This window comes from Anabaena sp. WFMT (assembly GCF_051781005.1).
Classification (GTDB): domain Bacteria; phylum Cyanobacteriota; class Cyanobacteriia; order Cyanobacteriales; family Nostocaceae; genus Anabaena.
Window position 1 is genome coordinate 344,757 of sequence record NZ_JBPWOA010000017.1, and the last position, 14,694, is coordinate 359,450.

Annotated in this window: 14 protein-coding genes; 12 read left to right on the forward strand and 2 right to left on the reverse strand. The window is 40.7% G+C overall.

Translation table 11 applies throughout. The features are described 5' to 3' along the window. The first annotated feature begins 98 nt into the window (after positions 1-98). From ACSQ6I_RS10365 to ACSQ6I_RS10375, 3 genes are all read left to right on the forward strand, one after another. Positions 99-2,447: a ribonuclease R family protein gene (locus tag ACSQ6I_RS10365; RefSeq protein ID WP_438890253.1), complete on the forward strand. Its 2,349-nt coding sequence runs from the start codon at positions 99-101 to the stop codon at positions 2,445-2,447. A gap of 17 nt (positions 2,448-2,464) precedes the next feature. After that, positions 2,465-3,085, forward strand: a complete 621-nt coding sequence (locus ACSQ6I_RS10370) for a flavin prenyltransferase UbiX (RefSeq protein WP_438890254.1) — start codon at positions 2,465-2,467, stop codon at positions 3,083-3,085. 70 nt (positions 3,086-3,155) lie between these two features. After that, positions 3,156-3,824 (forward strand): LapA family protein, encoded by a 669-nt coding sequence (locus ACSQ6I_RS10375; protein WP_438890255.1) that lies wholly within the window; start codon positions 3,156-3,158, stop codon positions 3,822-3,824. A 7-nt stretch (positions 3,825-3,831) separates the two neighbouring features. Here ACSQ6I_RS10375 and ACSQ6I_RS10380 read toward each other — a convergent pair whose 3' ends face one another. Continuing rightward, positions 3,832-4,035 carry a hypothetical protein gene (locus tag ACSQ6I_RS10380; RefSeq protein WP_438890256.1) on the reverse strand — a complete coding sequence of 68 codons (204 nt, stop codon included), beginning with the start codon at positions 4,033-4,035 and terminating at the stop codon, positions 3,832-3,834. 396 nt (positions 4,036-4,431) lie between these two features. Between ACSQ6I_RS10380 and ACSQ6I_RS10385 the strand changes: the two genes are divergently transcribed. The 6 genes from ACSQ6I_RS10385 to ACSQ6I_RS10410 all read left to right on the forward strand — a co-directional run bounded on the left by ACSQ6I_RS10385 (position 4,432) and on the right by ACSQ6I_RS10410 (position 10,265). Beyond that, positions 4,432-5,952, forward strand: a complete 1,521-nt coding sequence (locus ACSQ6I_RS10385; RefSeq protein WP_438890257.1) for an NB-ARC domain-containing protein — start codon at positions 4,432-4,434, stop codon at positions 5,950-5,952. Positions 5,953-6,009: 57 nt separating this feature from the next. After that, complete coding sequence (locus ACSQ6I_RS10390; RefSeq protein WP_438890258.1) at positions 6,010-6,564, forward strand: shikimate kinase; 555 nt, start codon at positions 6,010-6,012, stop codon at positions 6,562-6,564. Positions 6,565-6,699: 135 nt separating this feature from the next. Further along, entirely contained in the window at positions 6,700-7,590 is an 891-nt protein-coding gene (gene argB / locus ACSQ6I_RS10395) for an acetylglutamate kinase (protein ID WP_438890259.1), read from the forward strand. 91 nt (positions 7,591-7,681) lie between these two features. After that, positions 7,682-8,200, forward strand: a complete 519-nt coding sequence (locus tag ACSQ6I_RS10400) for a hypothetical protein (RefSeq protein ID WP_438890260.1) — start codon at positions 7,682-7,684, stop codon at positions 8,198-8,200. Between the two features lie 43 nt (positions 8,201-8,243). Then, positions 8,244-9,011 (forward strand): DUF3153 domain-containing protein, encoded by a 768-nt coding sequence (locus ACSQ6I_RS10405; protein WP_438890261.1) that lies wholly within the window; start codon positions 8,244-8,246, stop codon positions 9,009-9,011. 531 nt (positions 9,012-9,542) lie between these two features. After that, positions 9,543-10,265: a Uma2 family endonuclease gene (locus ACSQ6I_RS10410; RefSeq protein WP_438890262.1), complete on the forward strand. Its 723-nt coding sequence runs from the start codon at positions 9,543-9,545 to the stop codon at positions 10,263-10,265. Positions 10,266-10,300: 35 nt separating this feature from the next. Here ACSQ6I_RS10410 and pdxH read toward each other — a convergent pair whose 3' ends face one another. Then, the gene (gene pdxH / locus ACSQ6I_RS10415) at positions 10,301-10,945 is read right to left on the reverse strand and encodes a pyridoxamine 5'-phosphate oxidase (protein ID WP_438890263.1); all 645 of its coding nucleotides are present in this window, start codon (positions 10,943-10,945) and stop codon (positions 10,301-10,303) included. A 172-nt stretch (positions 10,946-11,117) separates the two neighbouring features. On the opposite strand from pdxH, the gene ACSQ6I_RS10420 reads away from it, so the two are divergent. From ACSQ6I_RS10420 to ACSQ6I_RS10430, 3 genes are all read left to right on the forward strand, one after another. Beyond that, positions 11,118-12,212, forward strand: coding sequence for an AI-2E family transporter (locus ACSQ6I_RS10420; RefSeq protein WP_438890264.1), 1,095 nt, complete (start codon positions 11,118-11,120; stop codon positions 12,210-12,212). A gap of 97 nt (positions 12,213-12,309) precedes the next feature. After that, the gene (locus ACSQ6I_RS10425) at positions 12,310-13,125 is read left to right on the forward strand and encodes a segregation/condensation protein A (RefSeq protein ID WP_438890265.1); all 816 of its coding nucleotides are present in this window, start codon (positions 12,310-12,312) and stop codon (positions 13,123-13,125) included. Positions 13,126-13,469: 344 nt separating this feature from the next. After that, on the forward strand, positions 13,470-14,639 hold the full coding sequence (locus tag ACSQ6I_RS10430) for a sugar phosphate nucleotidyltransferase (RefSeq protein WP_438890266.1): 1,170 nt from the start codon (positions 13,470-13,472) through the stop codon (positions 14,637-14,639). Positions 14,640-14,694: the final 55 nt, after the last annotated feature.

The following is a 14,694-nucleotide window of genomic DNA, read 5'->3' on the forward strand; positions in this document are numbered from 1 at the left end:
GGGAAACTTTCCCATAGTGCTGGTTCCTGAACGGGGGGGAACCCCCGCACGCAGGTGTCCTCAAAAAATGATGTTTTGACCAAAGGTCGGTTCACTGCATGGAATTTTCAATCGCTACACTTCTTGCCAATTTCACGGATGATAAATTGGTAGCTCGTAAGGTTTTGGAAAAGAAACTGGGTTGTGAGGATGAAGACAGTTTAGAAAAACTTCACATTGCTTTGGAGGTGCTAGAAAAAATTGGGTTGTTGGTCAAGGAACGGGGTAAGTATCGTCGTGTATCCGAAGAGGGGCTAATTGAAGCTAAACTCCGTTGCTCTAGTAAAGGCTTTTGCTTCGCCATTCAAGATGTGGAAGGCTCTGAGGATATTTATATCCGCGAAAGCTATCTGAGTAATGCCTGGAATGGCGATCGCGTTTTAGTCAGAGTTCTCAAGGAAGGTAGTCGCCGACGTTCTCCTGAAGGTGAGGTGAAGCTGATTCTGGAGCGTTCTAATCACACTTTACTAGCACGGATTAAACAGGTAGAAGGGGGTTTCCGTGCTGTTCCTTTAGACGATCGCTTGCTGTTTGAATTGAAACTGCTCACAAACGGCTTGAAATTGGCTGAAGCTATAGACCACCTAGCCCATGTAGAAGTCCTGCGTTATCCTCTGGCTCAGTATCCACCTTTGGGTCGGGTTGTACAAATCCTTGGTAGTGATGCAGAAGCTGCTGCTGATATAGATTTGGTAACTTGCAAGCACGATTTATCACGTACTTTCTCGGATAATATCCTGGATGCAGCAGCTAAGTTGCCCAAAAAGTTGCTGAAAGCAGATTTAAAAAACCGCGTAGATTTACGCAATTTGTTCACCATCACGATTGCGGGGGTAAATGGTGACGATAAAGTAGTAGAAAATGCCTTTAGCTTGGAAAAAACTCCTAGCGAACCTTGGCGATTGATGGTTCATATTACTGATTTATCTCACTACATTCAAGCTGATGAAGCCCTAGATAGAGAGGCACTCAAGCGCGGTCGGTCAGTTTATCTGGGAGAATTAATTTTGCCGATGTTGCCAGAAGCAGTGGCTGAACGCTGTTCTTTGGTATCGGGTAGTGATCGCCTAGCTCTCTCCTTTGTGATCACAATTGATCCCCAATCGGGAAAAGTGCTGGAATGGGAAATTCAACCCAGCGTGATCAAAGTAGACACATCTGTGAGCAAACAACAAGCAGAAGCAATACTCAGCGGTGATGCACCCAAAATGTCTGCTGAGACTATCCAGATGTTACATGACCTAGCAACCCTAGCCAAAGCAGCTAAACAAGCTCGATTATCTCGCGGGAGCTTGCAATTAAATCTGCCACCAAGCCAAAATCCTTACTATGATGAGGGCGTAATGGGCGCTGTGGTAGTTAATGACGTACCCGTGCGATCGCTCCTCTCAGAATTAGTACTGTTAGTGAATGAACTAATAGCAGAACATCTCAATGCTTTGGGAGTTCCTGCCATTTGGCGAGTCCAAGGCACACCTGATCCTGAAGATGTTCAGGAAATGCTCAAACTAGCGATGAATTTGGGTGTGGAATTAACCCTTGATCCAGAGTTAGACATTCAACCCCTCGATTATCAACATTTAACTAGAGCTTTCGCTGAGTCACCATCTGAGCAAGTTCTCACCTACCTGTTACAGGATACCCTCAAACCATCTGTATACAACACAACTAAAGGATTACACTTTGGTTTGGCTCTACCACAGTACATCCACTTTAGCGCCCCCTTACGGCGTTATCCAGATTTACTGATGCAACGGGTATATCATGCCTTATTAGAATACGGGCGCGATCGCCGCAACACCCGTGTCAAAGAGCGTGTCAACCTGCGCCATTCTTCCTCCCATGAAGAAATTAACTGGAACGTTCTCCCCCCAGAGTTACAACAAGAACTCCAAAGCGACTTAACTAGAGTACTCGTTCAGATTAACGACAGAGAAAAAGAAGTCCAAGAAGCCGAAGCTGATTTAGCAGGACTGCAAAAAGCCCAACTGATGAAACAGCGCATCGGTCAAGTATTTCCCGGTGTAATTACTGGGGTGCAATCTTACGGCTTCTTTGTCGAAATCGAAGTTCCCGCTACAGAGTCAGAAATCGGCTCCCAGCTAAGTACACCCCTACGAGTAGAAGGACTAGTACACGTCAGTTCTCTCAAAGATGATTGGTATGAATACCGAGCTAGACAACAAGCTCTATTTGGCCGCAAAAATCGCGCTTCCTATAGATTGGGCGATCGCGTAGCCGTACAAGTTAAAAGTGTTGATTACTACCGCCAGCAAATTGATTTAGTCACCGTTGGCCCTGACGGTGTAGTCAAAGGCTTGGGAATCAGCAATGAAGATACATCAGATATTTACTTACCAAACAACATGGAATCTTTTGACTTAGATCCCTATAGTGAGGATGAGTAAATTCCCCGTATAAATTCGTGTCCAATAACATAAAACCACTTATTTTAGGCGTATCAGGTGCATCCGGCCTGATTTACGCCGTTCGCGCTCTTAAATTTCTCCTGGAAGCAGAGTATAAAATTGAACTGGTTGCTTCAAAATCAACTTACATGGTTTGGCAAGCAGAACAAGATATCCGAATGCCGGCAGACCCTGAAGCACAAGAGCAATTCTGGCGAAAGCAAGCCGGAATTCCCCTATCTGGGCAACTCCGCTGTCATCCTTGGAGTGATGTTGGTGCTGGTATCGCTAGTGGTTCCTTTAAAACTCTGGGGATGATCATCATGCCATGTAGCATGAGTACAGTAGCTAAACTGGCAGTAGGTCTGAGTTCAGACTTACTAGAACGGGCAGCAGATGTGCAAATTAAAGAAGGACGTAAGCTGGTAATTGTCCCTAGAGAAACTCCTTTTAGCCTGATTCACCTACGGAACTTAACAACCTTAGCAGAAACAGGAGTGAGAGTTGTTCCCGCTATTCCAGCTTGGTACCACAACCCTCAAACCATTGAAGACTTAGTTGATTTTGTCGTAGCTCGTGCCTTAGATCAACTAGATATCGACTGCATTCCCATTCAGCGTTGGCAAGGTCATCTTTAAATAAGGGACTGGGGAGATGGGAGATGATAAGTATAACCACTGATAACTGATAATTAATAACTGAATTAAAATGGCTGTAATTCGCTTAATTTTGTTGGTGGTGGTGCTGGGAGGACTAACACTGTTGTTAGTTCAAAACTTGTCTCCTACCCTCCCGCTAGTATTTTTAGGTATGCGGACTCAACCATTACCACTGGCTTTATGGATTTTATTGAGCATAGCTGCTGGTGCTTTTACATCTTTGTTAATTGGTGCCTTGTTTAAAGTTGCTAATTATGTATCGGTTCAACAGGCATCAACAACTTCATTTACATCAAATGCAGCTACACCGCGTGCGAAGACAACTACTAATAAAAAAACTACACAGCCTACTAGCAGTCCACGGATACCAGTGAATCCAACCGAGTACACTACCAGTAACGAATTTGATGATTGGGAGACAGATCCTAATCAAGGTGATGATTGGGATGATCAAGAATCACGACGAACTTCAAGCCCGAAAACCTACGAAAATCAACAAGCTCCTCAAAATACTTCCCAATCGGACTCGGTTTACTCCTACAGTTCCCAAGAACCTAAAAATACTGGTGTGGGAAAAACTGAATCTATTTACGACGCTGATTACCGGGTAATTATCCCTCCTTATCAACCACCAACTACTAATCAAACAGATGATGATGATTGGGATTTTTTTGAAGATGAGGATTTAGATGATCAAAATAAACGCCCCCGTCGGTAAATTGAGTCTATTTTGTGGCACACTGTTCCCTTGATTCCCGTGACTCTTGCTTGATTTGACCCATCATCGCAGCTTCCTGTAAAGCCATAAAGGCATTCAAGTCTTCAAAGTCATACTGACTAGTTAAAAGTTCTCTGAGTTGGTTTTCTGCTTGCAACGTTAAGTAGCCAGTTGCTAAAGCCGTTTTCACAACGTCTCTAATTCGAGTCATAGCTGACACCCCATGCATACCACATTATTTGATGAGAGCTTACTCAAGGGAGAAAAGCTTGTTTGTAAAAGACAGAAACTTTGGTAATTTTTAGCACCTAAGAAGACAATAGCCATTTGATTTAACAGTAAATTTGAGCAGCATAATACTGTGTTGTCAACAACATCATTGTTATGTACAACTCATTTCGCCTTTTTCTATTGACAGAATTTATTTCCTTAAAGTTTCAAACAAGTTATATGAAATTTCCATTAAGCATAAGCATACCTAAGTAATAAATGAAAATGCACCTAACACTTGTTATTAAATTCGTTATAAATTTACTGTTGGTTTATTCGGACTTTACGGAATAAACGTTAGTATATCTCTAACGTAACTGTAAATACACTAATAACAATGGTGGTAGTAAATTCCCAAGTAACAGAAGAAGAATTTATAGAAGCTCAAAAAAATTGGGAGTTAGAAAAATTATATGTAGATTTAGCTTCTGTCAAAAGAAAAGCCTTAACACCTGTTGAAAAGAAGCTTTTGAGGGGTTTGCTTTGTGGTTGTAGTCCTGCGGAAATAGCAAATAAAGTGTATCAAAGTCGCAGCAGTAGTACTGTGAGAGTTTATCTGTCAAATGGATTATATAAATACATAGAAGATATGCTGGGTAGTCAATTGGGACATTCAGTGAAGGTAAAAAATTGGAGTCATGTGACTCATTTATTGGAAAAAGCTGGGTATAAAAAAAATTGGTTTGACTTGAAATCAATAACTACTTTTATTAAAAGTACTAGAGAGCAAGAAACTGAGTTACTGAAAGTTAAATCCCCAAATATTCAAGATTGGGGTGAAGCCGTTGATGTTAGTGGCTTCTCTGGAAGGATGAAAGAACTAACCACAGCCTCAAAATGGATTTTACAACAGCGCTGTCGGTTAGTTGTACTGTTAGGGATGGGTGGAATTGGTAAAACGGCTTTTTCGATTAAGTTAGCTGAGGAGATTCAAGACCAGTTTGAATATGTGATTTGGCGATCGCTACATCTATGTCCTTCGATAGATGTGATGTTGAATAATCTTGTGCAGATATTATCACCAACTCTACAGATAGACCAGACTGCAACTTTGAATACTAAAATTTCCCAATTGATTAATTGTTTACGTAAGGTGCGTTGTCTTTTGGTCTTAGATAACGTTGACTCGATTTTATCTAGCAATGATGGAGATGAGACACAAGTTCAATCTTCCGTAGCAGCTAGTAAACCTGATCTGGTTTCACAAATTCAATATCGTCCTGGTTATGAAGGTTACGGTGAATTAATTAGAAGGATAGGAGATTCTCAACATCAAAGCTGCTTGTTATTAGCCAGTCGGGAAAAACCACCAGAAATTGCTGTGATTGAAGGAGAAAAGCTACCTGTGCGGTCTTTAAAATTGACTGGTTTGAGCAAAACAGAAAGTCTGGCTATCCTCAAAACTAAAGGATTAGCCGAATTGGAATATACAGAATGTACTGTATTGATTGACTGGTATGCTGGTAATCCGTTATTTTTGAAATTAGTTGCCACTACTATTCAAGATTTATTTGGTGGTAGTGTTTGTCAGTTTTTGGAACACGGTACTCTAGTTTTTGGTGAGATTCACAGGAGTCTAGAGCAACAGTTTAATCGCTTGTCTGAGTTGGAGAAGTATATTATGTATTGGCTGGTACTCAATCCAGATTGTACTTCTGTGATGACTTTAAAAACTAATTTGATATCGGGATGGCCGGTGCGATTAGGACAAAGATTAATCCTGGAAACTATAGAATTGCTCCAACGGAGATCTTTGCTGGATATAGAAGCAGCGGATTTATCCCTCAGCAGAATGTGGAGGGACTATTTAATTGAGCGGTTAATGGAAAAAGATTTTCAATCTTGGACTGAGTTCTGAGTAAAAATGGGTAAAAATAAGAAAATTAATAATTTTTAACTGGAGTTAAGGGTATTTGTGAGTAACTTATTAAGAGGAGTCAACCTGTATTTAATTGGGATGATGGGTGTTGGTAAGACAACTGTAGGGCGCTTACTAGCAAAGGAACTGGGCTATGGGTTTTTAGATACTGATGATGTGATAGTTAAAGCGGCTGGGAAATCTATCAATGAGATATTTATTGATGAGGGTGAAGCAGAGTTTCGTCAGTTAGAAAGTGATGTTTTGGCGCAAGTTTGTGCTTATACCAAATTAACTATAGCTACTGGTGGGGGTATTGTGTTGCGGCGGGAAAACTGGGGTTATCTGCGTCATGGGTTGATTGTATGGCTAGATGCACCAGTGGAAATATTATTAAATCGGTTGGCGGAGGATGATACAAGACCGCTTTTACAGGATTCTGACCCTGAAGGTAAATTGAAATTGCTCCTCGAACAACGTCAATTACTTTACTCCCAAGCGGATTTACAAATTACCATCGCTGCAATACAAACACCAGAACAAATTGTCACCTGCATCCTAGACGCAATTCCTAGCGTTCTCAAAAATCAAGATTTTCAACAGCAAAATTGATCTGAGGAAATTTTGTGATACTAAGTTGCTAAGAGGATCTCTGAGAAGGGTGAAGTAGATTCGCCATTGTCTTTTCTTGTATCCTGTACAATCTAAAATCCAAAATCTAAAATCCAAAATTGGAAGATCCTCAGAATGGTAAACGATACAGAGTATATCAGGCAAGCTGAAGCTAATCGCGTTGAAATTCTCAGCGAAGCGCTACCTTACATTCAAAAATTTGCAGGTCGTACCGTTGTTGTCAAATACGGAGGTGCGGCCATGAAAGATAGCACCCTGAAAGATAAAGTTATCCGCGATATTGTATTTTTATCCTGCGTCGGGTTGCGACCAATTTTAGTTCATGGTGGTGGACCAGAAATTAACAGTTGGTTAGATAAACTGGGAATTGAGGCTCAATTTAAGAATGGTTTACGTGTCACCGATGCGGCGACAATGGATGTGGTGGAAATGGTGTTAGTGGGTAGAGTCAATAAAGAAATTGTCTCTCTGATTAATCAAGCCGGCGGTATGGCGGTGGGACTTTGTGGTAAAGATGGTAACTTAATTACGGCGCGTCCTCAAGGTGATGAAGGTATTGGTTTTGTTGGGGAAGTCAGTAATGTGAATATCAAGATTTTAGATACCCTATCCAAGAATGGATATATTCCCGTGGTTTCTAGCGTCGCTGCTGATGATAGCGGACAAGCTTACAATATTAATGCTGATACTGTAGCGGGGGAAATAGCTGCTGCTTTAGGGGCGGAAAAACTGATTTTGTTGACCGATACGCGGGGTATTTTAACAGATTACAAAGATCCATCTACCTTGATTCCTAAAGTAGATATTCGGGAAGCTCGCCAACTGATTAACGATGGTGTTGTCAGTGGGGGTATGATACCTAAAGTAACTTGTTGTGTGCGATCGCTCGCCCAAGGAGTTAAAGCTTCACACATAATTGATGGCCGCATTCCCCACGCCCTTCTGTTAGAAATCTTTACAGATGTCGGGATTGGGACAATGATTCTCGGTTCTCAGTTTAAATGATTTGGTGATGGGGGATTGGCAACTAGGAAAAACTATTACCTATTACCAATTACCCATTACCGATTAGCAAATGACGAATCACCAATGACTAATGACAGAAAGTTTAGAAATTGCTAAATCTCGTTACGAAACTGGAAAACTTGCCTTTGAAAATGGACAATATCGAGAAGCGGTAGAAAATTTGGAAAAAGCCAGTGCTTTATTAGCTCGGAATACACGCTTTGCAGGCGAAGTGGATATTTGGTTAGTGACAGCTTATGAAGCGGCTGAAAGGACTGAGGATGCGATCGCACTTTGTCAACAACTTCGTCGTCATCCCCACGCCGAAACCAAAAAACAAGCACGACAACTAATTTATATTTTACAAGCGCCCAAACTCAAAAGACCAAAAGAGTGGATGAGCGAAATTCCTGATTTGGGCGCAATTTCAGACAACGACTCCAAAAGACTTGTCACCGTCAAGCCTACCAAATCTACCCCAAAAAAGAAGTCAGCAGAGCCAGAATATGTTGATCTCAGTACAGTTAATACAAAAGATAATCGTTTTATCTGGGTAGCCTTTATTGCTGTTGGTATCACCATTTATTATTTAGTTTGGCTAAGTATGTGAACAGGTAATCAAAATTTCAACTTTGTGGAGATGTCTAATTTGTATGAATATATCTAATTTTCGACTAAAACCTATGTTGTGGTTGGTAATATGCGCCTCTTTCATATTGTCTGGATGTGTTCAATATGATTTAGGCGTTACTTTTAATAATGCCAATAACGGCGAAATAATACAGCACATTCAATTATCTGAAAAACTAACTAGTTTTAGCAGTGATTATATTTCCGAATGGTTAAATAGTCTAGAGCGACGCGCCCGAAAATTAGAAGGATCAGCAAGGCGAATTTCTCCAGAAGAAATTATTCTAAAAATTCCCTTTAGTAATGGAAGAGAATTACAAGAAAAATTTAGCGGATTCTTCAACTATACCACTTCCCAAAAACCTGATATAGTCTCCAATGATTCAGAATTGCCGAATATCACCTCAAACTTACTCGTACAAAATAACAATTTTTTACTCTTATCTAGAAATCGCTTGATTTATGATTTAGATTTGCGTTCTCTTTCAGTTTTAACTAGCAAAGGAAATGTTTTAACAGGTACAGGTTCAATTATCAATTTAGACTTTAGCTTGCAGACACCTTGGGGAGTTAAGAACATTCAGCAAACTGAAGATGCAATCCAACCAGAAAAAAATGCTAAACAACTGATATGGAAACTCAAACCAGGTGAATTAAACCACATAGAAGTAGTTTTTTGGCTTCCCAATATGTTGGGAATCGGGACTTTGATAATTATTCTATTTGTTTGGGGTGGTTTTTATTTGAGATATACATTGTTAGAATCAGGATTACAGGATTTGCAAAGTTAAAAAATTGTTATTGTCAGAATCAGGATATCCAGGATTTTAGGATGTACAGGATGGTTTTTTGAAGATTGCTGTAAATTTTCAGAAATTGTATTTTGTCTGAATCAGGACAACCAACATTTAGGGATGTAGAGGATGAAATAGGAAAATCTCTCTGCAACCTCTTTCCTTCGTGTTCTTTCCTTCGGAACGCTGCGCGAACGTTCCTTCGTGGTTCATTCTTCCATGACTTGTGCGTAACCAACCATCATTAAATAGGGCTTGCTGAAAAAGTCTTTCCGTTAGGGCTAGGAGTCAGAAGTCAGGAGTCAGGAGTCAGGAGGAAGAATTAGAAGGAGATCAAAATATTCTCAAATCTGGGTAAATGAACGGTTTTTGATGATTTCATCGCTTATTTCTTGCACCTTCTCCTACTTTTTCAGCCTGAAACCGTTGATATATCTAGGTTTTTGGTTTATTCAGCAAACCCTAAATAACATCCTGTACATCCTCAAATCCTGGACATCCTGATTCTGACAACCTATAAATAAATCTATGATTCTACAAACTCACCCAATTCAAAAAACACCGACAGTCACATGGGAAGCACTCCCAGCAGATTTTATTTTACCTGACGACCCAGTGGAAAACATTCAACAACCTCCTCTTGCTGCTGCATTAACTGATGCTTTAGGTGCAACAGGGCGCATTCTACCACAGATGCTGATTGGCTCTAATTTTGGGCTTGTAGCCACCTTAAACAAAAAAATTATCGTCAAAGCTCCTGACTGGTTTTATGTACCTGTAGTGCATCCTGTAGCAGTTGATGTGGTGCGTCGCAGTTATACCCCCAATCTAGAGGGGGAACCTGTAGCTGTGGTGATGGAATTTCTCTCAGATACAGAAGGTGGAGAATTGTCTGTACGTTCCACACCACCTTATGGAAAGCTGTATTTTTACGAACATATTCTGAAAGTTCCCACTTACGTCACTTACGATCCCTACGAACCCAGTTTAGAAGTACGCTGTTTGCAAAATGGAGAATACACCAAACAACAAGCAGATACTAATGGGCGTTTTTGGATTCCTGAGTTAGAGCTATTTTTAGGAATTTGGACTGGTGAAAGATTATGTCAAACCATGAACTGGTTGCGGTGGTGGGATAGGGAAGGAAATTTGCTACTTTGGAGTAGCGAACAAGCCGAACAAGAACGTCAACGGGCTGATTTATTAGCAGCTAAGTTACGTGAACTAGGTGTTGATCCGGAATTGTTGTAAATTTGTGATGCGGGCATCTTAGCCCGCTCAAAAAATTAAGGTGATAAACGCTCTATTTTCCAGCTTCCATTGTCTAAGTGAGTATAAAGCAAGCGATCGTGTAAACGGCTAGAACGTCCTTGCCAAAATTCAATTTCTTGGGGAATTACCCGAAATCCTCCCCAATGAGGTGGTCTGGGAACTTCTTGATTTTCATATTTGCGCTGGAATTCTTGTAATTGTCGCTCCAAAACTTCTCTTCCAGCAATTACCTCACTTTGATTAGAAGCCCAAGCACCTAAGCGACTATGAGGTGGACGTATCTCAAAATACCCATCAGATTCCTCTTTTGAAATCTTTTCTACAGTTCCTACAATTCTGACTTGGCGTTCTAGTTCAGCCCACCAGAAAACCAAAGCCGCATGGGGATTTGCTGTTAGTTCTTGTCCCTTGTGACTGTTATAGTTAGTGAATAAGACAAAACCCCGTTCGTCAAAATCTTTGAGTAGTACCATTCTTGCTGAGGGTTTACCATCTGGTGTACAGGTAGCCAGAGTCATTGCATTAGGTTCAGGTAATTGTGCTGCTGTTGCCTGATCAAACCAAGTTTTAAATTGTATAAAAGGATTAGGGTCAATTTGATTTTCATTCAAATCTTGCAAAGTGTAGTCTTTGCGTAGGTCTGCTATGTTTTTATCCATAGGTTTTTGCTTCCTTCTCATCAGCTACGCTGATACTATTGTGGGATTGTTGGAGAAAAATATCTATCATGGAGATCAGTAGCAACACAGAGTCAACTACCTACACTATCAAAAATTATGGTGGGGGACTTCTGTCGGGTTTAGTTGATAAATTTTCTTTAGTTTTCTCAAGATGCGCCGTTCAACCTCCCTTAGAAGTCTGCTAATTTACGGTTTGAGTGGCCCGATTATTGCTCTCAATGTTTGGCTACTGTCGGTACTGTTTCGCTATTTCCAGCACCCAATTACGATCTTGAGTATTGCGGCTATTTTGGCGTTTTTACTCAATTATCCGGTGAAATTATTTGAGAAGGCTAGAATTACTCACACTCAATCGGTGATTATAGTTTTACTTTTGACTTTAACTTTGTTAATTATTTTGGGTGTTACGCTTGTACCAATGGTAGTTGACCAAGCAATCCAACTTTTAAATAAGCTTCCTGATTGGTTGGCCTCTAGTCAAGATAACCTAAGTAAATTACAGTTATTGGCGCGTCAGCGACGTATAAATATTGATTTGACCTTAGTGACCAATCAAATTAATGCCAATATTCAAAATTTGGTGCAACAGATAGCTTCTGGTGCGGTGGGATTCGCGGGGACGCTATTATCAGGATTATTGAACATAGTGTTAGTGGTTGTACTAGCGTTTTATATGCTGTTATATGGCGATCGCGTCTGGTCTGGTCTGGTGAATCTCTTACCATCTAATATTGGAGTCCCTTTAACCAAATCCTTACAACTTAATTTTCAGAACTTTTTCTTGAGCCAACTATTGCTGGGACTGTTTATGGTAGTAGGGCTAACACCAATTTTCTTATTTATGAAAGTACCATTTGCTCTGCTATTTGCGATCATTATTGGTATTTCCGAGCTGATTCCCTTTGTGGGGGCAGCTTTAGGTATAGGTTTAGTAACATTGTTGGTTTTATTACAAAATTCGTGGTTAGCATTTCCAGTGGCAATGGTAGCAACCATATTACAGCAAATTAAAGATAATCTTTTAGCTCCTAAGTTAATGGGCGAATTTATCGGACTCAATCCCATCTGGATTTTTGTATCTATTTTGATGGGATTTGAAATTGCTGGTTTGTTGGGAACACTGGTGGCAGTGCCAATAGCTGGTACTATCAAAGGCACTTTCGATGCTATTAAAAACAGTAAAAATAGTAATTTTGTATCAAATTTTACAATAAATTATGATTCTCAGTCCGATACAGACCATTAAAGTAATTCGTAATTCGTAGTTTTAAGTTGTATCAATACAAACCTTGTCTTTAAAGGACAAGACAAATCTAAAATCTAAAATCTAAAATCTAAAATTGATGGATGCTGCCGAGCTATTAGAAACAATTACACATTTAATCCACCAAGCTGAACAGGGGGAAATTGATCCTTGGGATGTGCAGGTAATTGAGGTAATAGACCGCTACTTGGAGTTAATGGCACCAGAGTCAACAGCAAGAGGTTATGAGGCTGACTTGTCTCAATCTGGGCAAGCTTTTTTATCAGCATCAATGCTTGTATTATTCAAAGCTAATACTTTGGTGCAATTGTCAACAGTAGATAATCTCGTAGATAATGTGTCAGATGATTCACTTTTAGATGGTGAAGATGGTGAGTTGTATCCCATTCAGCGTTTGCAATTAGAACGCCAGTTGCGTCGTCGTCCAGCCGCAATGCCACCACCCAAACGTCGTGTGACGCTGCAAGAGTTAATTGAGCAATTGCAGATTATGGCTAACCAGCTAAAACGGGTAGATAAGGCCAACAAGCCTCATCGTCCTAAGCGTCAGCCTAGTATGCAAACTATGCGGGAAGCACTAGAATTAGCTCACCAAGAAAATCTGACAGAAGTAGCTTCAGAACTAGAACAGGTGTTGCATCTTTCAACCAAAGACCTAAATTTAGAGGAACAATGTTTGAATTTAGAACAACTAGTACAGTTGTGGACACAAACAAAGCAACCAAATAAGCCTGGAGAGTCCCATGAGTCGGAACATGGTAACTTAGTGAGCGTTTTTTGGGCTTTACTACTGCTGTCTGCTCAATCTAAGGTAGAGCTATTTCAAGAAGAATTTTACCAGGAGATAAAAATACGTTTACCTAGTTTAGCCAACAGTTCCGACTCGATTAAGTAAATTTTTGCTTCAGCAAAACCCAGAATCCTATTGACATACTCCCCGTCCTAAAAGTACGGAGATTCTTTCTTTCAAACAACAGTTGCAGTTTCATACCGTCTTACACTATCTCGCCCAACAGACAATGCCCTGCCTGTTTCCACTATTTTATCAAAAAGCCGTCCTAGAAGGCTTATCCTGAGCTTGCCGAAGGGACGGGGCTTTAAACCCACTTTTTCGGTAAATTTAAAAGATAACTGACTGATAATCATCTAGCGATACCCTTAGCTGAGGACAGAATAAAAACTATGATCAAGAAGCTCTCGATGAACGTAAACTGGCCTGTGGTTGAGGAATAAAATCTTATGAAAGCAATGATTCTCGCAGCGGGTAAGGGTACTCGTGTCCGTCCGATTACTTATACAATTCCCAAGCCGATGATTCCTATCCTGCAAAAACCAGTGATGGAATTTTTGCTAGAACTGCTGCGTCAGCACGGATTTGACGAGATTATGGTCAATGTCAGCCACTTAGCTGAGGAAATAGAAAATTATTTCCGTGATGGTCAACGGTTTGGGGTGCAGATTGCCTATTCCTTTGAAGGCAAAATTGATGATGACGGTAAATTAGTAGGGGAAGCAATTGGTTCTGCTGGGGGGATGCGCCGTATCCAAGACTTCTCGCCATTTTTTGATGATACTTTTGTGGTATTGTGCGGTGATGCTTTAATTGACTTAGATTTAACTGCGGCGGTGAAATGGCATAAATCTAAGGGGTCAATTGCGACGATCATTACTAAATCTGTTCCACAGGAAGAGGTTTCTAGCTATGGGGTAGTGGTTACTGATGAGGATAATCGCATTAAAGCTTTCCAAGAAAAACCTTCGACTGAAGAAGCTCTTAGCACTAATATCAATACAGGTATTTACATTTTTGAGCCAGAGGTGTTTGACTATATTCCTTCTGGGGTAGAGTATGACATTGGTGGCGATTTGTTTCCCAAATTGGTGAAAATTAATGCGCCTTTCTATGCTATCCCAATGGATTTTGAATGGGTAGATATTGGAAAAGTCCCAGATTATTGGCGGGCTATTCGCGGTGTGTTGCTAGGAGAAATTAAAAATGTGCAAATTCCTGGTCATGAAGTAGCACCGGGTATATACACTGGCTTAAATGTAGCGGTAAATTGGGATAAGGTAGATATTACAGGGCCAGTTTACATTGGCGGTATGACCAGAATTGAAGATGGAGCGAAGATTGTTGGCCCAGCGATGATTGGCCCGAATTGTTGGATTTGTAGCGGTGCAACTGTAGACAACAGCGTGATTTTTGAATGGTCGCGTTTAGCTCCAGGAGTGCGTTTGGTAGATAAGCTGGTGTTTGGACGTTATTGTGTAGATAAGACTGGGGCGGCGATTGATGTGCAAGCGGCTGCTTTAGACTGGCTAATTACGGATGCTCGTCAAACCCCACCTGCGGAAACTCCTTTGGAACACCAAGCGATCGCAGAATTGTTGGGAACAAATATCAATTAGGGGCAGGGAGCAGGGAGCAGGGAGCAGGGAGCAGGGAGCAGGGGGAATTATCTAT